Source organism: Acidovorax sp. GW823-FHT05D11 (assembly GCF_058795695.1).
The window spans coordinates 4822544-4846059 of sequence record NZ_CM179502.1 but is presented as its reverse complement, the minus strand read 5'-3'; the positions used below and the strand labels follow the sequence as shown (position 1 = coordinate 4846059).

The following is a 23516-nucleotide window of genomic DNA, read 5'->3' as shown; positions in this document are numbered from 1 at the left end:
CGCGGGCACGGCCGGGCGGCTGGACGGGGGCGGGGGCGGAATTTCAGCCGCCACTGCCCCGGCGCCGCAGCACCACCGTGATCTGCCCATTGGTCTCGATGGTCGCGCGCTCCACCTCGTGCAGGTGCAGGCATCCGCTGGCGCGCAGCGCGGCCTCGAGGTCGTCCGGTGAAAGCAGCTCCTTGCGCAGGAGGTCGGCGTTCACCTGTCCCTGCTCCACCAGCACCCGCGGCGTGCCGTCGATCAGCCGCTCCATCCACGCGAAGCGGAACGTCAGCTGCGCCAGCACCACGTGGCAGCCGATGAGCGTGGTGGCCGAGACGAGCCCGCCCACCAGCGAGTTGTCGCCCGCGTTCATCGAGTTCTGCACCGCGTTGGACAGGATCAGCAGCAGCACGAGGTCGAACGGCGCGTACTGCCCTGTCTGCCGCTTGCCTGTCAGGCGCAGGAACACCAGCAAAAAGACATAGACCACCACGCCGCGCAGCACGAACTCCCACCACGGCACATTCATTTCCCACATTGCAGGCTCCTTGTTGGAGGGTTGTGTCGCGTGCCAGTCTACGGCGCTGAGCGAAAATCCCGGACATGCCACCTGCCAGGCCGGCCCACGCCCCGTGCGGCCCCGGTCCCTTTACAGAAAGAAAACACCTCCATGCAACGCCGCCAATTCCACCAAGCCAGTGCCCTGGGGGCGCTGCTGTGCGCCAGCTGGCAGCAGGCCTGGGCCCTGTCGCTGGGCGATCTCTCCAATGCCGATGCCACGGGTGGCCTCAAGGCCGCGCTGGGCCAGGGCGCCCAGGCCGCGGTGTCGCTGCTGGGGCGGCCCGACGGTTTCCTGGGCAATCCCAAGGTGCGCATCGGGCTTCCCGGCTACCTGGACGACGCGGCCAAGGTCATGAAGTCGCTGGGCCAGGGCAAGCGCGTCGATGAGCTGGTCACCTCCATCAACCGCGCCGCCGAGGCCGCCGTGCCCATGGGCAAGGACCTGCTCGTGGGCGCGGTGCAGAACATGACGGTGACGGACGCCAAGAACATCCTGGCGGGAGGAAGCACCTCGGTGACGGCCTTCTTCGCCGAGAAGACGCGCGTGCCGCTGGGGGAGCGCTTCCTGCCGGTGGTGGACCAGGCGACGGAGAAGGTGGGCCTCACCCAGAAGTACAACGCCTTCGCTGGCAAGGCCGCGGGCTTCGGACTGCTCAAGCCCGAAGAGGCCAACCTGGCGCGGTACGTCACCGGCAAGACGCTCGATGGTCTGTACACCATGATCGGCGAGGAAGAGCGCCGCATCCGCCAGGACCCGGCCGGCGCGGGCAGTGCCATCGCCCGCAAGGTGTTCGGCGCGCTGCGCTGATCGCCGTTCACCGCGATGCGCACCCCGCCCATGGCCCTGGCCGACAGCGCACCCTGCCCGTGCGGACGCACCGTGGCGCCCGCGGGCCGGCGCGCCGGCGGCACGGCCGCCGTGCTGCGTTATGCCGACTGCTGCGGCTGCTATTTGGACCATCTGGAAGCGGCGCCCGCGCCCGACGCCGAAAGCCTCATGCGGTCCCGGTACACCGCGTTCGTGGGCGAGCGGGCCGAGTACCTGCAGGCCACCTGGCACCCCACCACGCGCCCCGCGTCGATGGATTTCGATGCGGGCGCGCGGTGGCTCGGGCTTGCGGTGCGCGGCCACCGCGCCACGGGCGAAGGCCGTGCGGAAGTCGAGTTCGTGGCGCGCTACCGCGTGGGCGGCCGTGCCGTGCGCCTGCACGAGACCAGCCGCTTCGTGCGCGAAGGCGGGCGCTGGTTCTATGTGGATGGCGATGTCCACGGTTGAAATTTGCATGAGAATGACCTCAAGCCCTTTATCCATAAGCGCCATAAGCTATGAAATTTGAAGCAATACTGTTCGACTGCGACGGGGTCCTGGTGGACAGCGAACCCATCACCAACGGCGTGCTGCGCGACATGCTCGCGGAGGCCGGCTGGGCCCTGAGCGCCCAGGAGTGCATGCGCATCTTCATCGGCAAGACCGTGCGCAGCGAGGCCGCCCGCATCGAGACCCACACCGGCCGGCCGCTCACCGATGCATGGATGGCCGATTTCTATGCGCGGCGCAATGCCGAGCTGGACCAGCGCCTCACGGCCATCGAGCACATCCACGGCACCATCGAGCGCGTGCACGCGCACCACGGCGGGCGCATCGCCTGCGCCTCGGGGGCCGACCGGCACAAGGTGGAGATGCAGCTGGCCAAGGTGGGCCTCACGCCCTTCTTCGAGGGCCGCATCTTCAGCGGCCACGAAATGCCGCGCACCAAGCCCGCGCCGGACGTGTACCTGGCGGCGGCCGCCGCGCTGCAGGCGCAGCCCCTGCGCTGCGCGGTGGTCGAAGACACGGTGACGGGCGTCACTGCGGGGGTGGCGGCGGGCGCCACGGTGTTTGCCTATGCGCCGCTGGACGATGGCGAGGCCCTGCGCGCGGCGGGGGCGTCTGAGGTGTTTCGCAGCATGGCCGAACTGCCGGCCTTGCTGGGCTGCTGACCGCTGCTGTTCGCACCAGGACACGCCATGCCCAAGCACAGCAGCCAGCTGCCACGGTGGCTACGCAACTGCGCCGCGCTCGCGGCCCTCGGCGTTCTCATGGGCTGCTCGTCGGTGCGCCCCTGGATCAACGAGCCGCTGCCGCCCGAAGACCGGGACATCCCCGTGCGCAAGTCCGAGCGCGACCCCACCATCCTGGTGGCCGTGACGCTTTCGGGCGGCGGCGCGCGCGCGGCCGCCTTCGGCTTCGGCGTGCTGACCGAGATGCAGCAGACCCGCTTTCGCTGGAATGGGCGGGACACCACCCTGCTGGACGCCACGGACGTGGTGAGCGGCGTGTCGGGCGGCAGCATTGTTGCCGCCTACTTCGCGGCGCATGGCATCGAGGGGCTGCCCCGGTTCGAGCACGACTTCCTGCGGCAGAACTTCCAGAACAGCCTCATCACCCAGGCCCTGCGGCCCGGCAACCTGGTGGACCTGACCTCGCCCTGGCTGGGCCGCACCCACCTGCTCGCGCGGCGGCTGGACGACCTGTACGGCGGGCTGACCTTCGGCGATGTGGAGCGGCGCCCGCGCCACCCGCAACTGTTCATCACCGCCACCGACATGTCGCTGGGCACGGGCTTCGAGTTCACCTGGGAGCAGTTCACGCTGATCTGCTCGGACCTGCGCAAGGTGCCGCTGTCGTTTGCGGTCGCTTCCTCGTCGGCCGTGCCGCTGCTGCTCAGCCCGATGACGCTCAAGAACTACGCCGACCAGTGCCCTGAACGCCGCACCGGCTCCACGGCCAGCGCGCGCGCCGCGGCCGCTGGCGACTACCGCGCCCGGCTGTACCGCGCGCACGAACTGAGCTACACCGACGCGCAGCGCAAGCCCTACATCCACCTGGTGGACGGCGGCCTGGCCGACAACCTGGGCGTGCAGCGCCTGCTGGACCGGGCCCTGGCGGGCGGCGGCCTGCGCCAGACGTTCAGCGAGGTGGGCATCCCGCCCGCCACCATCCGCAAGCTGGTGCTGATCACCGTGAACGCGGAGCGCGATCCGTCGGTCAACATCGACATGAGCGACCAGGTGCCCAACATGGCCCAGGTGGTGGATGCGCTGCTGTTCGGCACCGGCGCACGCGCCACGCGCGAGACACAGGAGTTCCTGCGCGACATCACCCAGCAGTGGCGCCAGGCCCTGGTCGCGGGCTCCACGGGCAGCGGCGATGCCTTCGCGCCCGATGCCGAGATCCATGTGATTCCCGTGAACCTGCGCGACGCGCCGGACGACGTGGCGCGGCGGCGCCTGCTGCAGGTGCCCACGGCGTTCTCCATCTCCCACGAAGAGGTCACCGACCTCATCGAGGCCGGCGGCAGCGTGCTGCGGCATTCGCCCGAGTTCCGCGCGCTGGTGCAGTCATTGCTGCACGGCGCACCCAGGTCGCCGCCGCCGTCGCAGTGACAGAGGCGCGGGGCCGGTAGGCCGCCAGCCCGCGCGGGCAGGCCTTTCGTCCCTGGCTCAGGGCCGCGTGTCGGGCGCGGGGATGGTGGGCACGTCCTGGTCCTCGGCCGCTTCGATCTGCGCGGCCAGGGCCCTCTGGTAGCCGGGGCGCTGCTGCAGCCGCTGCCAGTAGGCGCGCGTGGCCTCGCCGAACTGCGGCTCCAGGTCCAGGTGCTGGGCCAGCAGCAGCGCATAGCCCACCGACACATCGGCCGCCGTGAAGCGGCCCGCGCACAGGTAGTCGCTGCGTGCCACGGCGGCCTCCACCGCGCGCAGGCGCGCCAGGAACCAGCGGCTGTAGTCCTCCACCACCTGGGGCTGCTTGCGGTCCGCGGGCTCGAATCGCCCGTAGCGCAGCACCAGTGTCTGCGGAAAGGTGAGCGTGGCCTCGCCCAGGTGCAGCCAGTTCAGGTAGGCGCCAAAGGCCGGGTCGGGGGGGCGCACGTCCAGCCCGGCGTCCGGGTGCGCGGCGGCCAGGTACTGGCAGATGGCGGCCGATTCGGTCATGCGCACCTGGTGTGGCGCCTTGCCCTGCACCAGCAGTGGCACGGTGCCCAGCGGGTTCTCTTCCAGGAACCAGCGGGCGTGCGCGCGCGGCGGAAACGGCAGCATGTGCAGCACGTACGGCAGCCGCAGCTCTTCCAGCATCCACAACGGGCGGAAGGAGCGGGCGCTGACGCAGTGGTACAGATGGATCATGGGTGCGGTGGGGGCATGGCGGTGTGGAGACCGGGCCCGCCAGTGTAGTGGCGGGTGGCGAAAGTGCGCTGGCCGGTGCCGTCCTGGCGACGCTCGTCACGCAGCGCCGCACCGCTTCATGCGGCGTTGCGCGCCTTGCGCCGGAACTCCGCCGGCGAGTCCCCCGTCCAGCCGCGGAACGCGCGGATGAAGCTCTTCTCGTTGACGAAGCCCGCCGCCTCGGCCACCTGCTTGATGGGGCGGTCCGTGCGGTGCAGCAGGTCCACGGCGCGGCTTTGGCGCACCTCGTCCTTCAGGCCCTGCAGCGTGGCGCCTTCTTCCTTGAGCTGGCGGTGCAGCGTGCGCGGCGACACATGCAGCAGGCCCGCGAGCGATTCGGCGCCGTGCTGGGGCAGCGCATGTGCCAGTTGCCCGGCCACGGGGGCGCCCAGCAGCTGGCGCACGCGCTGCACCAGCAGCCGGTCGCGCCGGTACTGCAGCACCGTCAGGGGCAGGGCGTGCTGCAGCATCTGGCGCAGGGCCTGCTCGTCGCGCCGCAGGGGCAGGCTGAGGTAGCGCGCATCGAAGTGGATGGCCGTCCGCGGGGCGCCAAAGGCCACCGGGCCGCGGAAGAGCACCGCGTACGCGTCCGCATGCGGCGGCGCGGCGAACGCGAACTCGGCGGCGATCAGCGGTATGCGCGAATCCACCAGCCAGCAGGCCAGCCCGTGTGCATTGCGCAGCACCGAGACCAGGCAGAACTCGCGCAACGCGCCCAGGTCGCGTGCTTCGGCGATGCCCAGGGTGGCGGTGCCGCCCTGGACCGTGAGGTGCAGCGCGATATCGTCCGCGAGCAGCCCGTGGTGGCGGCACCAGCGTGCCAGCGCCACCTGCAGGTTGGGCGAGCTGATGGACGCGCGCGCCAGCATGCCGTAGCTGCCCCAGGGCAGGCGCCGGCTGAACCAGCCCAGGGCCTCGTCGTCCAGCTCCTGCATGGCGGCATCGGAGATCTGCTCCATCTGCCAGGCGGTGATGCGGGCATGGGGATCGTGCAGCAGCTCCGGCGCGATCTGTGCCTGCGCCAGGGCGCGTTCGGGGCCCATGCCCCGGCGTTCGTAGGCCAGCGCGATCGCCCGCACGAAGGCCATGGGCGTCACGGCGGGTGCGCTGGTGGGGGCCAGGGCCTGCCAGGCCGGCTCGGGGGTGGGGGCAACGGGTTTCACACAAGGCAGTGTGCCCGATGCGTGGCACGATTTGCAACCTTTGTGGCAACCAGGGCCGGACCAGGGCTTCTATGCTTACGGATCGCCGCCCCCGCCGCCGCACGCGGGAGGAAGAGCCATGCAAGGAGACACAACATGACGACGACCCCTGCCGCCTTTGCCGCCGCAGCCCCTCTCACCGGCAGCCACGCCCGTGGCGCCAGCGGCGTCCCGCTGATCGAGCAGACCATCGGCGATTTCTTTGCCGGCATGGTGGCCCGCCAGCCGGGGCGCGAGGCGCTGGTCAGCGTGCACCAGGGGCGCCGCTACACCTACGCCGAACTGCAGGTCCAGGCGCAGCGCCTGGCCAGCGCGCTGCTCGGCCAGGGCCTGGTGCCCGGCGACCGCGTGGGCATCTGGTCGCACAACAACGCCGAATGGGTGCTGATGCAGCTGGCCACCGCGCAGGCGGGCCTGGTGCTGGTCAACATCAACCCGGCCTACCGCACGTCGGAAGTCGAATACGCCCTGAACAAGGTGGGCTGCAAGCTGCTGGTGACCATGGCGCGCTTCAAGACCAGCGACTACCTGGGCATGCTGCGCGAGCTGGCGCCCCAGTGGCAGCACCAGCAGCCGGGCCAGCTGGGCGCGGTGAAGCTGCCCCACCTGCACACGGTGGTGTGGATCGACGAGGCGGGCCAGGGCGCCGACGAGCCCGGGCTGCTGCGCTTTTCGGACCTGATCGCGCGCGGCGATGCGGCCGACCCGCGCCTGGCCCAGGTGGCCGCCACGCTCAAGGCCACCGACCCCATCAACATCCAGTTCACCAGCGGCACCACGGGCTTCCCGAAGGGCGCCACGCTCACGCACCGCAACATCCTGAACAACGGCTTCTTCATCGGCGAATGCATGAAGCTCACGCCCGAGGACCGCCTGTGCATCCCCGTGCCGCTGTACCACTGCTTCGGCATGGTGCTGGGCAACCTGGCGTGCCTGACACACGGCGCCACCATCGTGTACCCCAACGACGGGTTCGACCCGCTCACCGTGCTGCAGACGGTGCAGGACGAGCGCTGCACCGGCCTGCACGGCGTCCCCACGATGTTCATCGCCGAGCTGGACCACCCGCGGTTCGCCGAGTTCGACCTGTCCACCCTGCGCACCGGCATCATGGCGGGCTCTCCCTGCCCCACCGAGGTGATGAAGCGCGTGGTGGAGCAGATGAACCTGCGCGAAATCACCATCGCCTACGGCATGACCGAGACCAGCCCGGTCAGCTGCCAGAGCAGCACCGACACGCCGCTCGACAAGCGCGTCTCCACCGTGGGCCAGGTGCAGCCGCACCTGGAGGTCAAGATCGTGGACCCCGACACCGGCGCCGTGGTGCCCATCGGCCAGCGCGGCGAGTTCTGCACCAAGGGCTATTCGGTGATGCACGGCTACTGGGGCGACGATGCCAAGACCCGCGAAGCCATCGACGAAGGCGGCTGGATGCACACCGGCGACCTCGCCACCATGGACGCCGAGGGCTATGTGAACATCGTCGGCCGCATCAAGGACATGGTGATCCGTGGCGGCGAGAACATCTACCCGCGCGAGATCGAAGAGTTCCTGTACCGCCACCCGCAGGTGCAGGACGTGCAGGTGGTGGGCGTGCCCGATGCCAAGTATGGCGAGGAGCTCTGCGCCTGGATCATCGCCAAGCCGGGCACGAAGCCCACCGAAGACGACATTCGTGCCTTCTGCAAAGGCCAGATCGCGCACTACAAGGTGCCGCGCTACATCCGCTTCGTCACCAGCTTCCCGATGACGGTGACGGGCAAGATCCAGAAGTTCAAGATCCGCGATGAGATGAAGGATCAGCTCGGTCTGGTCGAAGCCAAGACCGCGTGAAACACACAAGAAGCAACACAGCATGACCATTCTCGACACCCAACTCAACGCCCGCTCGGCGGACTTCCTGGCCAATGCCGCCGCCATGCGCACGCTGGTGGACGACCTGCGCGCCCAGCTCGACAAGGTCGCCCAGGGCGGCGGCGAGGCCGCCCGCGCCAAGCACACCGCGCGCGGCAAGCTGCTGCCGCGCGAGCGCGTGCAGATGCTGCTGGACCCGGGCACGCCGTTCCTGGAGTTGGCCCCGCTGGCCGCGCTCAACATGTACAACAACGATGCGCCCAGCTCGGGGCTGATTGCCGGCATCGGCCGCGTGAGCGGCGTGGACTGCATGATCGTGTGCAACGACGCCACGGTGAAGGGCGGCACCTACTACCCGCTCACCGTCAAGAAGCACCTGCGCGCGCAGGAAGTGGCGCAGCAGAACCACCTCACCTGCATCTACCTGGTGGACTCCGGCGGCGCCAACCTGCCCAACCAGGACGAGGTCTTTCCGGACCGCGACCACTTCGGCCGCATCTTCTTCAACCAGGCCAACATGAGCGCGATGGGCATCTCGCAGATCGCCGTGGTCATGGGCAGCTGCACGGCCGGGGGCGCCTACGTGCCGGCCATGAGCGACGAATCCATCATCGTCAAGAACCAGGGCACCATCTTCCTGGGCGGCCCGCCGCTGGTCAAAGCCGCCACGGGCGAGGTCGTCACCGCCGAGGACCTGGGCGGTGGCGACGTGCACACGCGCCTGTCAGGGGTGGCCGACCACCTGGCGCAAAACGACCTGCATGCGCTGCAGCTGGCGCGCAATGCGGTGCGAAATCTGAACAAAAACAAGGCTCCAGCGACCGCCGATCAAGCGCCAATAGCTCCTAAATTTGTAGCTGAAGAGCTCTACGGCGTGATCCCCGTCGACACACGCAAGCCCTTCGACGTGCGCGAGATCATTGCCCGCATCGTCGATGGCAGCGAGTTCGACGAGTTCAAGGCCCGCTACGGCACCACGCTGGTCACGGGCTTCGCGCGCATCGAGGGCATGATGGTCGGCATCATCGCCAACAACGGCATCCTGTTCAGCGAGTCGGCCCTGAAGGGCGCGCACTTCATCGAGCTGTGCTGCCAGCGCAAGATCCCGCTGGTGTTCCTGCAGAACATCACCGGCTTCATGGTCGGGCGCAAGTACGAGAACGAAGGCATAGCGCGCAACGGCGCCAAGATGGTCACGGCCGTGGCCACGGCCAGCGTGCCCAAGTTCACCATCATCATCGGCGGCAGCTTTGGCGCCGGCAACTACGGCATGTGCGGCCGCGCGTACTCGCCCCGCTTCCTGTGGATGTGGCCCAACGCGCGCATCAGCGTGATGGGCGGCGAGCAGGCGGCCGGCGTGCTCGCCACCGTCAAGCGCGATGGCATCGAGGGCAAGGGCGGCCAGTGGAGCATGGAGGAAGAAGAAGCCTTCAAGGCACCCATCCGCCGCCAGTACGAAGACCAGGGCCACCCCTACTACGCCACTGCCCGCCTGTGGGACGATGGCGTGATCGACCCGGCCGACACCCGCCGCGTGCTGGCGCTGGGCCTGGCGGCCACGCGCAATGCGGCCATCGAAGACACCAGGTTCGGCCTGTTCCGCATGTGACCGTGCCGGGAGCCGCCATGGACGCCGTCGCCCACTTCACACAGCTCGCACGCTACAACGTGTGGGCCACGGCGCGCCTGCTCGATGCCGTGCGGGCGCTGCCTGAAGAGGCCTACCGGCGCGATGTGGGCCTGTTCTTCAAGAGCATCCACGGCACGCTCAACCACCTGCTGGTGGGCGAACACCATCTGTGGTTCGTGCGGTTTGCCGAAGGCACCTCGCCCAAGATGGCGCTGGACGCCGAACTGGAAAGCGACCGCGCGCGGCTGGATGCCCGCCTGCGCGAGGGCGCGGCCCGCTGGGCACCGCTGATCGCTTCGTTCGCCCCAGGCCGCTGGGACGGTACGCTGGACTACACCACCATGCGCGGCACGGCGGCATCGCTGCCGTTCGCGGCCACGCTGGCGCATGTGTTCAACCACGGCACGCACCACCGGGGCCAGATCACCGCCGCATTGACCGCCCTGGGCCAGTCCAGCCCCGAGCTGGACCTTGTCTACTTCCTGCAAAACCCGCCCAAGCCATGAGCCAGAACCTGTCCATCACCCACACCGGCGCCGTGGCGCGCATCACGCTCACGCAGCCCGAGATCCGCAACGCCTTCAGCGACGAAGTCATCGCCGAGATCACCGCCGCCTTCATGGAGGTGGGCGGGCGTGCCGATGTGCGCGCCGTGGTGCTGGCCGCAGAAGGGCCCGCGTTCTGCGCGGGCGCCAACCTGAACTGGATGCGCCGCATGGCCGACTACACGCGCGACGAAAATATCGCCGACGCCGGCAAGCTGGCCGAGATGCTGCGCGTGATCTACGCATGCGAGAAGCCCACCATCGCCCGCGTGCAGGGCGATGTGTACGCGGGCGGCATGGGCCTGGTGGCCGCGTGCGACATGGCGGTGGCGGTGGACACGGCGGGCTTTTGCCTCAGCGAGGTGAAGCTGGGCCTCATCCCCGCCACCATCAGCCCCTATGTGATCCGTGTCATGGGGGCGCGCGCCGCGCACCGCTATTTCCTGACGGCCGAGCGCTTCGGCGCGGCCGAGGCGCTGCGCATCGGCTTCGTGCACGAGGTCGTGGCGGCCGACCAGCTCGACGCCAAGGTGGACGAACTGCTGAAAGCCCTGACCAGTGCCAGTCCCAACGCCGTGCGCGTATGCAAGAAGCTGGTGATGGATGTGGCCGAGCGGGAGATCAACGCGGGCCTGATCGCCGCCACCGTGCAGGGCATTGCCGACATCCGCGCCAGCGACGAGGGCAAGGAGGGCGTGCATTCCTTCCTGAACAAGCGCAAGCCGAACTGGCTATGAAACACCCCCTGAGTCGCTTCGCGCCTTCCCCCTCTCTCGCTTCGCGGCAGGGGGACGATGCCATCGCTGCGGGGCGGCCCTTGCTCGGCATCTCTGGCATGGCGCCGTGGCGGTCTCTGAGGCACGAGGCAGTGCAGAGCGCAGTGGAGGACTGATATGGACACCCTTTGGCTCAACATCGTGCAGTGGCTCCACACCCTGGGGCTGCATGTTGACGCCGGCACCGCGCGCGAAGTGGCCGCGGGCGCGGCGCGTGCCACGGCGCAGCTGGACATGCCCAGCCTGCTGGCGCTGGCCGCCGCGCTGGGCTGGGCCAGCGGATTCCGTCTGTACGCAGTGGTCTTCATCGTCGGCGTCATGGGTGCCATGGGCTGGATGCCCTTGCCCCCAGGTCTGCACGTGCTGCAGAACCCACTGGTGCTGCTGGTGGCGGGTGGCCTGATGCTGGTCGAGTTCTTTGCGGACAAGGTCCCGTGGATCGACAGCGCCTGGGATGCCGTGCACACCGTCATCCGCGTGCCCGGCGGCGCCCTGCTGGCCGCGGGCGTGTTCGGTGCCGACAACGCCACCATGGGCGTGGTGGCCGGTTTGCTGGGCGGGTCGCTGGCCGCCACGTCGATGGCCACCAAGATGACCACGCGCGCAGCGGCCAACACCTCGCCCGAGCCGTTTTCCAACTGGCTGCTGTCGTTTTTCGAAGACGGCCTGGTGGTGGCCGTGGTGTGGCTGGCCACGCAGCACCCGGTGGCCTTCGGCATCGCACTGGTGCTGATGGTGGCCGTGTCGGTGTTGCTCCTGGTGGTGCTGTTCAAGTTTCTGCGCGCCGTGGTGCGGCGCTTGTCTTCTTTCTTTTCTGGTTCTGCCAAGGTGGCTTAAAAATGTTCAAAAAGATTCTGATTGCCAATCGTGGTGAGATCGCTTGCCGGGTCGCCGCTACGGCCAAGCGCCTGGGCGTGAAGACCGTTGCGGTGTACTCCGATGCCGACGCCAAGGCCAAACACGTGGCCGTGTGCGACGAGGCCGTGCACATCGGCGGCAGCGCGCCCAAGGACAGCTACCTGCGCTGGGAGCGCATCATCGAGGCCGCCCAGGCCACGGGCGCACAGGCCATCCACCCGGGCTACGGCTTCCTGTCCGAGAACGAGGACTTCGCCCACGCCTGCGCGGCCGCAGGCCTGGTCTTCATCGGCCCGCCCCCCTCGGCCATCAAGGACATGGGCCTGAAGGCCGAGTCCAAGCAGCTCATGGAAAAGGCCGGCGTGCCCCTGGTGCCCGGCTACCACGGCAGTGACCAGGACCCGGCGCTGCTGCAGCGCGAGGCCGACCGCATCGGCTACCCCGTGCTCATCAAGGCCAGCGCGGGTGGCGGCGGCAAGGGCATGCGCGCGGTGGACAAGAGCGGGGACTTCGCCGCCGCGCTCGAATCGTGCAAGCGCGAGGCCATCAACAGCTTTGGCGACGATGCGGTGCTGGTAGAAAAATACGTGCAGCGCCCGCGCCACATCGAGATCCAGGTGTTTGGCGACACGCACGGCAACTGCGTCTACCTGTTCGAGCGCGACTGCTCCGTGCAGCGCCGCCACCAGAAGGTGCTGGAAGAGGCCCCCGCCCCCGGCATGACGCCGGAACTGCGCGCACAGATGGGCGAAGCCGCCGTGGCCGCCGCCAAGGCGGTGAACTACGTGGGCGCGGGCACGGTGGAGTTCATCGTGGAGCAGCCCGGTGGCTACGAGCGGCCCGACCAGATGAAGTTCTACTTCATGGAAATGAACACCCGCCTGCAGGTGGAGCACCCGGTGACCGAGGCCATCACGGGGCTCGATCTGGTGGAGTGGCAACTGCGCGTGGCGTCTGGCGAGCCGCTGCCTTTGACACAGGACGCGCTGCGCATCACCGGCCATGCGATCGAAGCGCGCATCTGCGCCGAGAACCCCGACAACAACTTCCTGCCCGCCACCGGCGCGCTCAACGTGTATGCGCTGCCCGACTGCGTGACCTTCGAGCGGGGCGCGGTGCGCGTGGACTCCGGCGTGCGCCAGGGCGATGCGATCAGCCCGTTCTACGACTCCATGGTGGCCAAGCTAATCGTGCACGGCGACACGCGCGAGCAGGCACTGGCGCGGCTGGACGAGGCCCTGGCGCAAACGCACATCGTGGGCCTGGCGACCAACGTGCAGTTCCTGCGCCGCGTGGCGCGCACCGGTGCATTTGCGAACGCGCAGCTCGACACCGCGCTGATCCCGCGCGAGCAGGCGGTGCTGTTCCACCAGGAGCCGGTGGGCCTGCCCCTGGCCGCCGCAGCCGCCGTGGCGCAGACGGTGCTGCATGAACGCGCCACCGAAGGCGTGGACCCCTTCAGCCGCCGCGACGGTTTTCATTCGCACGCGCTCACGCGCCGCCGCTTCGAGTTCGAGTTTGGCGGCGAGCACGCCAAGGCCTGGCTTACCTATGAACGTGACGGCGCGCTGCACCTGGCGGTTGGCGAGGGCGATGCGGCCGTGGCAGGGCCGCTGGAATTCGCGGAACAAGGCGGCGCCATCGAACTGCAGTTCGCAGGCCAGCGCACCCGCGCTGCGGTGTACGCCCAGGGCGAGGTGGACCATGTGTTCACCCCGCGCGGCGCGACGCAGATCACCGCCATCGACCTGCTGGCCCATGCGGGCGAGGCAGCGGCCGAAGGCGGGCGCCTCACGGCCCCCATGCCCGGCAAGGTGGTGTCTTTTGCCGTCAAGGCGGGCGATGCCGTCACCAAGGGCCAGCCGCTGGCGGTGATGGAAGCCATGAAGATGGAGCACACCATTGCCGCGCCCGCCGACGGCGTGGTGCAGGAGCTGCTGTACGCCCCGGGCGACCAGGTGACCGAAGGCGCGGAGCTGCTCAAGCTGGTGGTGGCCGAAAAGGCGTAGGCGGCCGCAGGGCACCCCGCATGCGACAGCGCGCGGGGGGCAATGCCGTTACGCTTGGGCGCCATGAAAATCACCTTCTGCTGTACCGACACCAAGGCCGACCCCTGGCTCCAGGGGCTTTCCGCCGCATTGCCCGGCGCTGATATTTCCGTGTGGCAGCCCGGCGCGCCGCAGGCCGACTACGCCGTGGTCTGGGCGCCGCCCCAGCAGTTCATGGACGAGCAGCCAGGCCTCAAGGCGCTGTTCAATATCGGGGCGGGCGTGGATGCGCTGCTCAAGCTGCGCCTGCCGCCCGGTGCGCTGGTGGTGCGGCTCGACGATGCGGGCATGGCCGTGCAGATGGCCGAGTACGTGTGCCATGCGGTCATCCGCCACTTTCGCGAGTTCGACGGCTACGAGGCCGACATGGCGGCCGGGCGCTGGGGCTACCGCAAGCCGCGCCTGCGTGGCGACTACCCCATTGGCGTGATGGGCCTGGGCGTGCTGGGCGAGCGCGTGGCCAAGGCGCTGGCGCAGTTCGAGTTCCCGGTCAACGGCTGGAGCCGCAGCCCCAAGGCCATCGAAGGGGTGCGCGCCTTCAGTGGCGCGGAGCAGTTCCACGACTTCCTGGCGGCCAGCCGCGTGCTGGTCAACCTGCTGCCGCTCACGCCCGACACGGCCAATGTCATCAACAAGGAAACGCTGGGCCGCCTGCTGCCGGGCGCCTACGTCATCAACGTGGCGCGCGGCGCGCACCTCGTGGACGAAGACCTGCTGGCGGCCATCGGCAGCGGCCACGTGGCCGGCGCCACGCTCGATGTGTTCCGCACCGAACCGCTGCCCGCGGGCCACGCGTTCTGGAACCACCCGCGCATCACCGTCACCCCCCACACCTCGGCGCGCACGCTGCGCGAGGAGAGCATTGCCCAGATCGCGCGCAAGATGGCCGCGCTGCAGCGGGGCGAGGCGGTCGCGGGCGTGGTGAACCCCGGGCGTGGGTACTGAGGCCGCTGGCCGGCGGTGTCTCCAGCGTTGAAAATGGGGGCATGAACACGTCAACCTTTCGCGGCTTGCTTGGCTTCCTGGGCTGGTTCCTGCTGGTGCCCGGTGCCCTGACCGCGCTGGGCGCGGCGTGGCTGCTGGCCTCGGGCATGAGCCTGCTGGGCGGCACGCTCACCGCCCAGGGCCGCGTGGTGGCGCATGAGGAGACCTTTGTCGGCCCCTCCCACCGCAAGGCGCTCGCCCGGAAGAGCATCGTGGAATTCGTGGCGGGCGACGGGCGAACCCTGCGTTTCACGGACTCGGTGGCGCGCCAGCTTCAGGCCGTGCACAAGGTCGGCGAGGCGGTCACGGTGCGCTATCCCGCCAAGGACCCCGCGCAGGCCGAAATCAGCAGCTCCACCACGATCAGGAGCTTCATCGGCGTCGTGATGCTGCTGTTCGGTGCCGTGGGCATGGCGGCGGGCTGGCTGTTGCTGCGCCTGCGCCCGAGGGCCGCGGCCCCACCGCCCTGAGCCCCTGGCTGGCAGCCCGTCAATCCATCGTCACGCCCGCATCGCGCACCAGCTTGCCCAGGCGCTGCGCGTCGGCCTTGATCAGCGCGCCGAAGTCTGCCGCCGTGCCCGCCACCACCGGCGTGCCGATGGCCTCCCACTTGGCGCGGAAGGCGGGTTCCTTGAAGATCGCATTCACCGTGGCGTTGAGCTTGTCCACGGTGGCCTGCGGCGTGCCCGCGCGCACGGCGATGCCGTGCCAGCCGGTGATCTGGTAGCCCGGCACGCCCGCTTCGGCCATGGTGGGAACGTTGGGCAGCACCTTGGCGCGCTCGGCCGACGTGACCGCCAGCGGGATGAGCTTGCCCGACTGGAGGTGCGGCAGCGAGCTGCCCACGATGTCGAACATCACGTTCACCTGGCCGCCCAGCAAGTCGTTGAGCGCGGGGCCCGCGCCGCGGTACGGAATGTGGCCCATCTTCACGTGGGCGGTGGTGTTGAACAGCTCACCCGCCAGGTGCTGCGGCGTGCCGTTGCCGGCCGATGCAAAGCTCAGCACCGGCTTGCCCGCCTTGGCCATGGCGATGAGTTCCGGCAAGGTCTTCACGCCCAGCGAGGGGTGCACTTCCAGCACCAGCGGAAAGGCCGACAGCTGCACCACGGGCACCAGGTCGGTCAGTGGGTTGAACGGCATGCTGGCGTACAGCGACGGGTTCACCGCCATCGGGCCGCTGGCGGCCAGCAGCAGGGTGTGGCCGTCGGCGGGCGCCTGCTTGGCCACCTCGGCGCTGCCGGAGTTGCCGCCCGCGCCGCCCTTGTTGTCCACCACCACGGTCACGCCCAGGCGGCTTTGCAGCTCGGGCTGCAGCATGCGCGCCATCAGGTCGGTGGGGCCTCCGGGCGGGTAGGGCACCACGAAGCGAATGGTCTTGGTGGGGAAGGCGGCCGGGGCCGTCTGGGCCACGGCGTGGCCTGCCATGCCCAGGGCCAGGGCCCAGGTGGCGGGCAGGGCAAGCGCCAGGCGGATGGCCGTGCGTCGCGTGGCCTGGCGGGCCTGTGGTACGGGGGCGTGGGCGGTGGGGTGTTGTTGCATGGTGTCTCCTGCGGATGGATGAAGGCCCGTCTGGCGCGGGCTGATGGGTTTGATGGCGTAATGAGAATGGGCAGAGGCGGGCCGAGGCTCAGCCCGCGCCGAACCGCTGGCGGATGTCCTGCGCCGTGGCCAGCGGCCGCCCCAGCGCAGCCGCGGCCTCGACCGCCTGGCGCACCAGCGCCGCGTTGTCGGGTGCAGTGCTGCCGTCCTTGCGCAGCAGGTTGTTCTCGAACCCCACGCGGGCATGCCCGCCGAAGACCGCGGCGGCGGTGATGCAGGTGTTCTCGGCCGCGCCGAACGCGCACACGGCCCAGGGTTCGGGCCCGTCGTGGGCGGCCAGGAAGGGCAGCAGGTCGCGCGGGCTCGAGGTCTGGCCCGCGCTGTAGCGGCCCAGCACGAACAGCAGGAACCACGGCGCATCGGGCACTACGCCGCTGGCGCGCAGCGCCTGCCAGCGGCGCAGGTCGGCCACGTCGTACAGGATGACCTGCACCATGCAGCGCCGCTCTGCCAAGCCGGTGAAGAAGCGCTGCAGGCCGGCCTCGCCGATCTCGGGCTGGTCGATCTCGCGCAGGCCGATGGACACGGCCTCGGGCTGCAGCGCCTCGACCATCGCGATCTGCGCCGGGGCACGGTACACGCCTGCGGCTTCGCTCGTGACCTGCACCACCATCGCATCGCCCACCGCGTGCTGCACCACGCGCCGGGCTTCGCGGTAGCCCTCCACGTCCAGGCTGTGGCGGCCCTGGGCGTCGCGGATGTGCATGTGGATCATGGCCGAGCCGGCTTCCAGGCAGGCCTTGGCGGTGGCGGCCAGCGTGGCCGGCGTGGTCGGCACGGCGGGGTGGTCGCTCGGCAGCTTGTACGCGCCGTTGGGCGCCACGGTGATGATCAGCGGGTCGGGCCAGTGGCCGGTGGCGTTCATGGCGTGGCTCCCGGCGTGGTGTGTGTGCTGGCGGGCTCGATGGTGGGCAGCTCGCTGGCCAGCAGGGCCAGGCCCTGGCGCAGCAGCGTGTCGTAGCGGGTGCGCTCGGCGCGTTTGCGGTCCTCGGGCCAGTCGAAGAAGCCCTTGCCGGTCTTCATGCCCAGCTCGCCGCTGGCCACGCGGTCGCGCAGCGCCTGGGCGGGCACGTCGGTGTTGGAAAGCGTGGGATACATGGTGGCCGCGGCCGCGCAGTGCACCTCGATGCCCGCGTGGTCGCGCTGCAGCACCGGCCCCGCCGCCAGGAAGCGAAAGCCAAAGCCAAAGCGCACGGCGGCGTCCACGTCTTCCGGAGACGCGATGCCTTCGTCGATGAGCGCAAACGCCTCGCGCGACAGCGCATGCTGCATGCGGTTGGCCAGAAAACCCGGCTTGTCCTTCTTCACCAGCACCGGCACGCTGCCGCAGCGGCGCATGAAGCCGTGCAGCCACTGGCCCAGCGTGGGGTCGCTGCGCTCGCCCAGCACCACCTCCACCAGCGGCACCAGGTGCGCCGGCATGAAGAAGTGCAGGCCCAGCATGCGCTGCGCGGTGGGCAGGCCCTGTGCGATGGCGCTGATCGGAAAACCCGAGCTGTTGCTGGCCAGCACCGCGCTGGCCGGGGCGATGGCTTCCAGCTCGGCAAACAGCTGCTGCTTGGCGGCCAGCTGCTCGGTGATGCATTCGACCACCAGCACCACGCCGTCCCAGGCCACGTCCTGCAGGCTGGCGCACACCTCCACCGGGCCCGCGCTCGTGGCCAGGCCGGCGGCGTCGAGTTCTGCGGCAATGTGCGGCAAGAGCAGATCGCGGCGTGCGGTGTGCGGGTCCACCACCGTGACCCGGGCGCCGCCGCGGGCCAGGACCACGGCCACGTCGGCGCCCATGGTGCCCCCGCCCACGACCACCGTGCGTGCATTGCGCGGCGAACTGATGTCCATGCTGCTGTCTCCTTGTGTTGTCTTGCGGTGCAGTCTAGGCAGGCGGCATTGCGCGGTCCAGACGTATTTTTCGATAGACTGATCGGCCATGAAGATCAATTGGTCGGCCCGCGAGGTCGATGTGTTCCTGGCGCTGGCCGACACGCTGAGCTTTCGGCGCACCGCGCTGCAGATGCACCTGTCGCAGTCGGCGGTGTCGGGCACGCTCGCGCGGCTTGAAGAGATGCTGGGCGCGCGCCTGTTCGACCGCACCACGCGCACGGTGCAGCTCACGCAGGCGGGCGAGGTGTTTGCCGAGCAGGCCCGCTTTCTGCGCCACCAGATGGATGAGACCGTGCGCCGCGTGCAGGCCGTGGCCCAGGTGCAGGTGGGGCGGCTGGCGCTGGCGGCGCTGCCGTCGCTGGCGGCGGGCGTGGTGCCCCGTGCGTTCGCGCGCTTTGCGGCGGGGCACCCGGGCGTGCACCTGGAGCTGTTCGACAGCCTGGCGGGCCCGGCGTTCGACATGGTGCGCGCAGGGCGCGTGGACTTCGCGCTCACTGCCGCCAACCCCGCGTATGCCGACCTCGACTACACCCCGCTGTCGTCCGACCGCTTCGTGCTGCTGCTGGCCCGCGCCCACCCGCTGGCGCGCGGCCGCGGAGCCCTGGGCTGGGCCGACGTGGCGGACCTGCCGCACATCTCCATGCCCGCCGGCACCAGCGTGCGCCAGTACGCCGACGAGGCGCTGCTCACGCACCGCATCCGCTTTGCGCCGCGCTACGAGGTGGAGCACCTGGCCACCATCGCGGCCATGGTGGCGGCGCAGCTGGGCGTGAGCGCGCTGCCCGAGCTGGCCGCGCAGGTCGTGCGCCGGCCCGAGGTGGTGGCCCGCCCGCTCAAGCTGCCCTCGCTGCGCCGGCCCATCGGCCTGGTCACGCTGCGCGGGCGGCGCCTGTCGCTGGCGGCGGTGCAGATGGTGGCGCTGCTGCGCCAGGAGATGGAGGAGGGGGCTGCACGCTGAGGCCCCGGACGCCGGCGCCGCAATGGCAGGAGCGGGGAAGGGTCTGGCAGGATATGGGGTGGTGCCGTCCCCGCGAAGCCCGGACAATAGAAGGCCTGTTCCCGGCCGTGGTGCCCGGGCTGCAGCGGCGCCGCCCGGGCGCTGCCGCCGCCAGGGTCCGGCCTGTTTCCCGTTTCCCTTTCTTTCAGGTAGCCGCCATGAGCATTCCTTCCCGCGTCAAACTCATCGATGTCGGTCCGCGCGACGGGCTGCAGAACGAAAAATCGCCCGTGCCCGCCGACGTCAAGATCGCCCTGGTGCACCGCCTGCAGGACGCGGGCCTCAAAGAGATCGAAGTCACGAGCTACGTGAGCCCCAAGTGGGTGCCGCAGATGGCCGACAACCACGAGGTGATGCAGGGCGTGAACCGCGTGGCCGGCGTGCGCTACTCGGTGCTCACGCCCAACCTCAAGGGCTATGAAGCCGCGGTGGCGGACCGGCCCGACGAGATCGTGGTCTTCGGCTCGGCCAGCGAGGCCTTCAGCCAGAAGAACATCAACTGCTCCATCGCCGAGAGCATCGAGCGCTTCGCGCCCGTGGTCGAGGCGGCGCTGGCGGCCGGCATCGGCGTGCGCGGCGCGATGAGCTGCACCGTGGGCTGCCCGTACGAGGGCGAGATCGCCCCCGGGCGCGTGGAGTACCTTGCCGGCCTGCTCCAGGGCATCGGCGTGCAGCGCGTGGACGTGGCCGACACCATCGGCGTGGGCACGCCGCGCAAGGTGCAGCGCGCGCTGGAAGCGACGCTGAAGCATTTCGGCATCGACGATGTGTCGGGCCACTTCCACGACACCTACGGTCAGGCGTTGTCCAACACGCTGGCCGCGCTGGAGCTGGGGGTGTGGAACTACCAGTCCTCCGTGGCGGGCCTGGGCGGCTGCCCATACGCCAAGGGCGCCACGGGCAACGTGGCGACGGAAGACGTGGTCTACATGCTGCACGGCATGGGCATCGAGACCGGCATCGATCTTGATAAGCTCATCGATGCGGGGGCCTACATCAGTGGCTTCCTGAACCGTAAACCCAATTCCCGCGCAGCGAATGCACTGCTAACCAAACGCGCGGGATAGCGCCCCCGGCGCAGGAGAAAACTACCGTGTGCGGAGCTGAACTGAAGAATTTGCCGGACGGCGTGCAGCGCGTGGCCGCGGCGCTGCAATCGCAGGGCCATCCCCACATGCCGCAGATGCTCGACGACGCCGCGCGCACCGCGCAGCAGGCGGCCGATGCGCTGGGCATCCTCGTGGGGCAGGTGGCCAAGAGCATCATCTTCCGGCGCAAGAGCGACGACGTGGCCGTGCTCGTGGTCACGTCGGGCGACCGGCGCGTGGACGAGAAAAAGGTCGAGGCCCACGTGGGCGGCAAGATCGGCCGGGCGGACGCCGAGTTCGTGAAGTCGCGCACCGGTTTTTCCATCGGCGGCGTGTCGCCCGTGGCGCATGCCACGCCGCCCGTCACGCTGATCGACCAGGACCTGCTGCGCTTTGACGTGGTGTGGGCCGCGGCCGGGCACCCGCACAGCGTGTTTGCGCTGCATCCGGGCGACCTGCAGCGCCTGACCGGGGCGCCCGTGGTCGACGTGGTGCAGGCGCCCGTGGACACCAGCGTGCAGCCCGCCGCATGAATGCTATTGATTTGCTAGCTGATCGCGCCCGCCAGTTGGGCGCTGGCGGCCATCTTGATGCCCGGAGCATGGAGCCCGTGCCCTCGCCGTGCATCTCGGTGTGCCGCATGTCGCCCGACCGCAGCCATTGCGAAGGCTGCTTTCGCACGCTCGACGAGATCCGCATCTGGTCGCGTGCCGACGCCAGTTTGCGCCGGGGCATCTGGGCGCAGCTGCTGGGCCGCGCTGGCATCCCGGCCGCCCCGCAGAAGGCACAGGAGACATCGCCGTGAAGCGCATCACCTTTTACCTGGACTTCGTGTCCCCCTACGCCTGGCTGGCGTTCGAGCGCCTGCCCGAGGCGCTGCAGGGGCTGAGCTACAGCGTGGCCTACCAGCCCGTGCTGCTGGGTGCGCTGCTGCAGCAGCATGCCAACCCCGGGCCGGCGGGCATCGCCCCCAAGCGCGACTGGACCTACCGCCATGTGACCTGGCTGGGCCACGCGCAGGGCACGCCGCTGCAGATGCCCGCGCGCCATCCGTTCAACCCGCTGCCCCTGCTGCGCACGGCGCTGGCCTGCAGCGACGACGGCCACATCAACCGCTTCGTGGCCGGCACGGTGCTGCGCCATGTGTGGCAGGGCGGGCACGATGCGCTCGACCCGGCGCGCCTGGCCGATCTGGCCACGCAACTCGCGGACCAGCTGCGTCCCGGCGAGGATGCGACCAGCGATGGCCCCAAGGCCCTGCTGCGCGCCAACACCGAAGCCGCGCAGGCGGCGGGCGTTTTTGGCGTGCCGGCGTTCGAGGTGGACGGCAAGCTGTTCTGGGGCCTCGACGGCCTGCCGATGCTGCGCGCGTACCTCGACGGCGACGCGTGGTTCGACGGTCCGGGCTGGGATGCTGTCAGCCAGCTCCCATCGGGTTTACCCGGCAAGGTGTGAGCGATTTCCGGATGCTGAAAGGGGCGCTGCGGGTTTCACCCTAAGTTGTCAGAGAGCGGTCAGTTTGGTGAAAGCTCGTGTTGGTTTCGCGTCAGAGCGTGGTCAGTGCCATCTCCAAGAATGCGTGCAGCCCGCCGCAGCGCGGTCTGAACAACCAACAGGAGACACACACCATGGCAACCGTTCATCCCGCACCGCGGCCGATGTCGCCCGAAGAGAGGAAGGTCATCTTCGCGTCGTCCCTCGGCACCGTTTTCGAGTGGTACGACTTTTATCTGTACGGCTCGCTCGCGGCCATCATCGCCAAGCAGTTCTTCAGCGGCCTGGATGCCGGCTCGGCGTTCATCTTCGCGCTGCTGGCGTTTGCCGCGGGCTTCATCGTCCGCCCCTTCGGCGCCATCTTCTTCGGCCGCCTGGGCGACATGATCGGGCGCAAGTACACGTTCCTGGTCACCATCCTGATCATGGGCCTGTCGACCTTCATCGTGGGTATCCTGCCCACGTATGCATCGATCGGCGTGGCGGCTCCCGTCATCCTGATCGCACTGCGCCTGCTGCAAGGCCTGGCGCTGGGCGGTGAGTACGGCGGCGCGGCCACCTACGTGGCCGAGCATGCCCCGCACGGCAAGCGCGGCGCCTACACGGCCTGGATCCAGACCACGGCCACGCTGGGCCTGTTCCTGTCGCTGATGGTGATCCTGGGCACCCGCACGGCCATGGGCGAGGAAGCCTTCGCCGACTGGGGCTGGCGCATCCCGTTCATCGTGTCGATCCTGCTCCTGGCCATCTCGGTCTGGATCCGCCTGTCGATGAACGAATCCCCCGCCTTCCAGAAGATGAAGGCCGAAGGCAAGACCTCCAAGGCGCCGCTGACCGAGTCTTTCGGCCAGTGGAAGAACCTGAAGATCGTGATCCTGGCGCTGGTGGGCCTGACCGCCGGCCAGGCCGTGGTGTGGTACTCGGGCCAGTTCTATGCGCTGTTCTTCCTGACGCAGGCGCTGAAGGTCGATGGCGCCACCGCCAACATCTTCGTGGCCGTGTCGCTCTTGATCGGCACGCCGTTCTTCATCGTGTTCGGCGCGCTGTCGGACAAGATCGGCCGCAAGCCCATCATCCTGGCGGGCTGCCTGCTCGCCGCGCTGACGTACTTCCCCGTGTTCGGCGCGCTGACCAAGGCGGCCAACCCCGCCCTGGCCGAAGCACAGGCCAAGAACCAGGTGATCGTGACGGCAGACCCCAAGGAATGCTCGTTCCAGTTCAACCCCACCGGCACCTCCAAGTTCACCAGCTCGTGCGACATCGCCAAGCAGGTTCTGGCTGGCGCTTCGGTGAGCTATGAGAACGCCACGTCCGCCGCCGGCACGCCCGCCTCGATCAAGATCGGCGAGACGGTCATCACCTCGTACTCCAGCAAGGGCCTGCCCGCTGACGAAGCCAAGAAGAAGGACGGCGAGTTCAAGAAGGCCGTGGCCGATGCGCTGAAGGCCGCCGGCTACCCCACCAAGGCCGATCCCGCCCGCATCGACAAGGTCATGGTCACGGTCATCCTGACCTACCTGGTGCTGCTGGTGACCATGGTGTACGGCCCCATCGCCGCCATGCTGGTGGAAATGTTCCCCACCCGCATCCGCTACACGTCCATGTCCCTGCCGTACCACATCGGCAACGGCTGGTTCGGCGGCCTGCTGCCCACCACGGCATTCGCCATCGTGGCCCAGACCGGCAACATGTACAACGGCCTGTGGTACCCCATCATCATCGCGGGCGCCACCGTGGTGATCGGCGGCCTGTTCGTCAAGGAAACCAAGGACGTTGACATCTACGCCAACGACTGACCGTTTCTG

General features: G+C 69.3%; 24 protein-coding genes. 18 read left to right on the top strand and 6 right to left on the bottom strand.

The window, feature by feature from the left end; translation table 11 throughout:
• Positions 1-43 precede the first annotated feature (43 nt).
• Positions 44-523 (bottom strand): DUF421 domain-containing protein, encoded by a 480-nt coding sequence (locus tag AC3RCE_RS22230; protein ID WP_218296284.1) that lies wholly within the window; start codon positions 521-523, stop codon positions 44-46.
• 132 nt (positions 524-655) lie between these two features.
• Here AC3RCE_RS22230 and AC3RCE_RS22225 point away from each other — a divergent pair, with 132 nt between their 5' ends.
• The 4 genes from AC3RCE_RS22225 to AC3RCE_RS22210 are packed head-to-tail and all read left to right on the top strand — an operon-like array spanning position 656 to position 3972.
• On the top strand, positions 656-1354 hold the full coding sequence (locus AC3RCE_RS22225; protein ID WP_218296283.1) for a DUF4197 domain-containing protein: 699 nt from the start codon (positions 656-658) through the stop codon (positions 1352-1354).
• A 15-nt stretch (positions 1355-1369) separates the two neighbouring features.
• A complete protein-coding gene (locus AC3RCE_RS22220) occupies positions 1370-1822 on the top strand; it encodes a YchJ family protein (RefSeq protein ID WP_492253989.1) in 453 nt (150 codons plus the stop codon).
• Positions 1823-1872: 50 nt separating this feature from the next.
• Positions 1873-2526, top strand: coding sequence for an HAD family hydrolase (locus AC3RCE_RS22215; RefSeq protein ID WP_492253988.1), 654 nt, complete (start codon positions 1873-1875; stop codon positions 2524-2526).
• Positions 2527-2553: 27 nt separating this feature from the next.
• Complete coding sequence (locus AC3RCE_RS22210) at positions 2554-3972, top strand: patatin-like phospholipase family protein (RefSeq protein WP_492253987.1); 1419 nt, start codon at positions 2554-2556, stop codon at positions 3970-3972.
• A gap of 57 nt (positions 3973-4029) precedes the next feature.
• Here the strand turns inward: AC3RCE_RS22210 and AC3RCE_RS22205 are convergent, their stop codons facing one another.
• Both AC3RCE_RS22205 and AC3RCE_RS22200 read right to left on the bottom strand, forming a co-directional pair.
• On the bottom strand, positions 4030-4710 hold the full coding sequence (locus tag AC3RCE_RS22205; protein WP_492253986.1) for a glutathione S-transferase family protein: 681 nt from the start codon (positions 4708-4710) through the stop codon (positions 4030-4032).
• Between the two features lie 116 nt (positions 4711-4826).
• On the bottom strand, positions 4827-5837 hold the full coding sequence (locus AC3RCE_RS22200) for an AraC family transcriptional regulator (protein WP_492255423.1): 1011 nt from the start codon (positions 5835-5837) through the stop codon (positions 4827-4829).
• Positions 5838-6047: 210 nt separating this feature from the next.
• Between AC3RCE_RS22200 and AC3RCE_RS22195 the strand changes: the two genes are divergently transcribed.
• The 8 genes from AC3RCE_RS22195 to AC3RCE_RS22160 all read left to right on the top strand — a co-directional run bounded on the left by AC3RCE_RS22195 (position 6048) and on the right by AC3RCE_RS22160 (position 15116).
• Positions 6048-7784, top strand: a complete 1737-nt coding sequence (locus tag AC3RCE_RS22195; protein ID WP_492253985.1) for an AMP-binding protein — start codon at positions 6048-6050, stop codon at positions 7782-7784.
• Positions 7785-7806: 22 nt separating this feature from the next.
• Positions 7807-9414 (top strand): carboxyl transferase domain-containing protein, encoded by a 1608-nt coding sequence (locus tag AC3RCE_RS22190; RefSeq protein ID WP_492253984.1) that lies wholly within the window; start codon positions 7807-7809, stop codon positions 9412-9414.
• Positions 9415-9431: 17 nt separating this feature from the next.
• Positions 9432-9941: a DinB family protein gene (locus tag AC3RCE_RS22185; protein ID WP_218339893.1), complete on the top strand. Its 510-nt coding sequence runs from the start codon at positions 9432-9434 to the stop codon at positions 9939-9941.
• Positions 9938-10717: an enoyl-CoA hydratase/isomerase family protein gene (locus AC3RCE_RS22180; protein ID WP_492253983.1), complete on the top strand. Its 780-nt coding sequence runs from the start codon at positions 9938-9940 to the stop codon at positions 10715-10717. Before AC3RCE_RS22185 ends, AC3RCE_RS22180 begins: the two co-directional genes overlap by 4 nt.
• A 156-nt stretch (positions 10718-10873) precedes the next feature.
• Positions 10874-11593 carry a DUF4126 domain-containing protein gene (locus tag AC3RCE_RS22175; protein WP_492253982.1) on the top strand — a complete coding sequence of 240 codons (720 nt, stop codon included), beginning with the start codon at positions 10874-10876 and terminating at the stop codon, positions 11591-11593.
• Between the two features lie 2 nt (positions 11594-11595).
• The gene (locus AC3RCE_RS22170) at positions 11596-13623 is read left to right on the top strand and encodes an acetyl/propionyl/methylcrotonyl-CoA carboxylase subunit alpha (protein WP_369643472.1); all 2028 of its coding nucleotides are present in this window, start codon (positions 11596-11598) and stop codon (positions 13621-13623) included.
• A gap of 63 nt (positions 13624-13686) precedes the next feature.
• Entirely contained in the window at positions 13687-14607 is a 921-nt protein-coding gene (locus AC3RCE_RS22165) for a 2-hydroxyacid dehydrogenase (protein WP_492253981.1), read from the top strand.
• 41 nt (positions 14608-14648) lie between these two features.
• On the top strand, positions 14649-15116 hold the full coding sequence (locus AC3RCE_RS22160) for a DUF3592 domain-containing protein (RefSeq protein WP_218296271.1): 468 nt from the start codon (positions 14649-14651) through the stop codon (positions 15114-15116).
• 19 nt (positions 15117-15135) lie between these two features.
• On the opposite strand, the gene AC3RCE_RS22155 is transcribed toward AC3RCE_RS22160, so the two are convergent.
• The 3 genes from AC3RCE_RS22155 to AC3RCE_RS22145 form a co-directional block, all read right to left on the bottom strand.
• Positions 15136-16188, bottom strand: coding sequence for a Bug family tripartite tricarboxylate transporter substrate binding protein (locus tag AC3RCE_RS22155; RefSeq protein WP_492253980.1), 1053 nt, complete (start codon positions 16186-16188; stop codon positions 15136-15138).
• 88 nt (positions 16189-16276) lie between these two features.
• A complete protein-coding gene (locus tag AC3RCE_RS22150) occupies positions 16277-17113 on the bottom strand; it encodes a beta-keto acid cleavage family enzyme (RefSeq protein ID WP_492253979.1) in 837 nt (278 codons plus the stop codon).
• The gene (locus tag AC3RCE_RS22145; protein ID WP_492253978.1) at positions 17110-18090 is read right to left on the bottom strand and encodes a 3-hydroxyacyl-CoA dehydrogenase family protein; all 981 of its coding nucleotides are present in this window, start codon (positions 18088-18090) and stop codon (positions 17110-17112) included. The genes AC3RCE_RS22150 and AC3RCE_RS22145 overlap by 4 nt, the downstream gene beginning before the upstream one ends.
• 88 nt (positions 18091-18178) lie before the next feature.
• Here AC3RCE_RS22145 and AC3RCE_RS22140 point away from each other — a divergent pair, with 88 nt between their 5' ends.
• From AC3RCE_RS22140 to AC3RCE_RS22115, 6 genes are all read left to right on the top strand, one after another.
• Complete coding sequence (locus AC3RCE_RS22140) at positions 18179-19090, top strand: LysR family transcriptional regulator (RefSeq protein WP_218296267.1); 912 nt, start codon at positions 18179-18181, stop codon at positions 19088-19090.
• 197 nt (positions 19091-19287) lie between these two features.
• Positions 19288-20196: a hydroxymethylglutaryl-CoA lyase gene (locus AC3RCE_RS22135; protein ID WP_218296266.1), complete on the top strand. Its 909-nt coding sequence runs from the start codon at positions 19288-19290 to the stop codon at positions 20194-20196.
• A gap of 26 nt (positions 20197-20222) precedes the next feature.
• Positions 20223-20750: a YbaK/EbsC family protein gene (locus tag AC3RCE_RS22130; protein ID WP_218296265.1), complete on the top strand. Its 528-nt coding sequence runs from the start codon at positions 20223-20225 to the stop codon at positions 20748-20750.
• A complete protein-coding gene (locus AC3RCE_RS22125) occupies positions 20747-21022 on the top strand; it encodes a DUF1289 domain-containing protein (protein ID WP_492253977.1) in 276 nt (91 codons plus the stop codon). The genes AC3RCE_RS22130 and AC3RCE_RS22125 overlap by 4 nt, the downstream gene beginning before the upstream one ends.
• Positions 21019-21672, top strand: coding sequence for a 2-hydroxychromene-2-carboxylate isomerase (locus tag AC3RCE_RS22120; RefSeq protein WP_492253976.1), 654 nt, complete (start codon positions 21019-21021; stop codon positions 21670-21672). Before AC3RCE_RS22125 ends, AC3RCE_RS22120 begins: the two co-directional genes overlap by 4 nt.
• Before the next feature lie 173 nt (positions 21673-21845).
• Positions 21846-23507: an MFS transporter gene (locus AC3RCE_RS22115; RefSeq protein ID WP_218296262.1), complete on the top strand. Its 1662-nt coding sequence runs from the start codon at positions 21846-21848 to the stop codon at positions 23505-23507.
• Positions 23508-23516 lie beyond the last annotated feature (9 nt).

What these genes read in the sequence shown, in the direction of transcription:
- AC3RCE_RS22165 (WP_492253981.1), top strand. Translation starts at nt 13,687, where the DNA reads ATGAAAATCACCTTCTGCTGTACCGACACCAAGGCCGACCCCTGGCTC.
- AC3RCE_RS22230 (WP_218296284.1), bottom strand. Translation starts at nt 523, where the DNA reads ATGTGGGAAATGAATGTGCCGTGGTGGGAGTTCGTGCTGCGCGGCGTG.
- AC3RCE_RS22135 (WP_218296266.1), top strand. Translation starts at nt 19,288, where the DNA reads ATGAGCATTCCTTCCCGCGTCAAACTCATCGATGTCGGTCCGCGCGAC.
- AC3RCE_RS22185 (WP_218339893.1), top strand. Translation starts at nt 9,432, where the DNA reads ATGGACGCCGTCGCCCACTTCACACAGCTCGCACGCTACAACGTGTGG.
- AC3RCE_RS22115 (WP_218296262.1), top strand. Translation starts at nt 21,846, where the DNA reads ATGGCAACCGTTCATCCCGCACCGCGGCCGATGTCGCCCGAAGAGAGG.
- AC3RCE_RS22170 (WP_369643472.1), top strand. Translation starts at nt 11,596, where the DNA reads ATGTTCAAAAAGATTCTGATTGCCAATCGTGGTGAGATCGCTTGCCGG.
- AC3RCE_RS22155 (WP_492253980.1), bottom strand. Translation starts at nt 16,188, where the DNA reads ATGCAACAACACCCCACCGCCCACGCCCCCGTACCACAGGCCCGCCAG.
- AC3RCE_RS22180 (WP_492253983.1), top strand. Translation starts at nt 9,938, where the DNA reads ATGAGCCAGAACCTGTCCATCACCCACACCGGCGCCGTGGCGCGCATC.
- AC3RCE_RS22195 (WP_492253985.1), top strand. Translation starts at nt 6,048, where the DNA reads ATGACGACGACCCCTGCCGCCTTTGCCGCCGCAGCCCCTCTCACCGGC.
- AC3RCE_RS22125 (WP_492253977.1), top strand. Translation starts at nt 20,747, where the DNA reads ATGAATGCTATTGATTTGCTAGCTGATCGCGCCCGCCAGTTGGGCGCT.
- AC3RCE_RS22145 (WP_492253978.1), bottom strand. Translation starts at nt 18,090, where the DNA reads ATGGACATCAGTTCGCCGCGCAATGCACGCACGGTGGTCGTGGGCGGG.
- AC3RCE_RS22225 (WP_218296283.1), top strand. Translation starts at nt 656, where the DNA reads ATGCAACGCCGCCAATTCCACCAAGCCAGTGCCCTGGGGGCGCTGCTG.
- AC3RCE_RS22210 (WP_492253987.1), top strand. Translation starts at nt 2,554, where the DNA reads ATGCCCAAGCACAGCAGCCAGCTGCCACGGTGGCTACGCAACTGCGCC.
- AC3RCE_RS22215 (WP_492253988.1), top strand. Translation starts at nt 1,873, where the DNA reads ATGAAATTTGAAGCAATACTGTTCGACTGCGACGGGGTCCTGGTGGAC.
- AC3RCE_RS22220 (WP_492253989.1), top strand. Translation starts at nt 1,370, where the DNA reads ATGCGCACCCCGCCCATGGCCCTGGCCGACAGCGCACCCTGCCCGTGC.
- AC3RCE_RS22190 (WP_492253984.1), top strand. Translation starts at nt 7,807, where the DNA reads ATGACCATTCTCGACACCCAACTCAACGCCCGCTCGGCGGACTTCCTG.
- AC3RCE_RS22205 (WP_492253986.1), bottom strand. Translation starts at nt 4,710, where the DNA reads ATGATCCATCTGTACCACTGCGTCAGCGCCCGCTCCTTCCGCCCGTTG.
- AC3RCE_RS22175 (WP_492253982.1), top strand. Translation starts at nt 10,874, where the DNA reads ATGGACACCCTTTGGCTCAACATCGTGCAGTGGCTCCACACCCTGGGG.
- AC3RCE_RS22150 (WP_492253979.1), bottom strand. Translation starts at nt 17,113, where the DNA reads ATGAACGCCACCGGCCACTGGCCCGACCCGCTGATCATCACCGTGGCG.
- AC3RCE_RS22200 (WP_492255423.1), bottom strand. Translation starts at nt 5,837, where the DNA reads ATGGCCTTCGTGCGGGCGATCGCGCTGGCCTACGAACGCCGGGGCATG.
- AC3RCE_RS22140 (WP_218296267.1), top strand. Translation starts at nt 18,179, where the DNA reads ATGAAGATCAATTGGTCGGCCCGCGAGGTCGATGTGTTCCTGGCGCTG.
- AC3RCE_RS22160 (WP_218296271.1), top strand. Translation starts at nt 14,649, where the DNA reads ATGAACACGTCAACCTTTCGCGGCTTGCTTGGCTTCCTGGGCTGGTTC.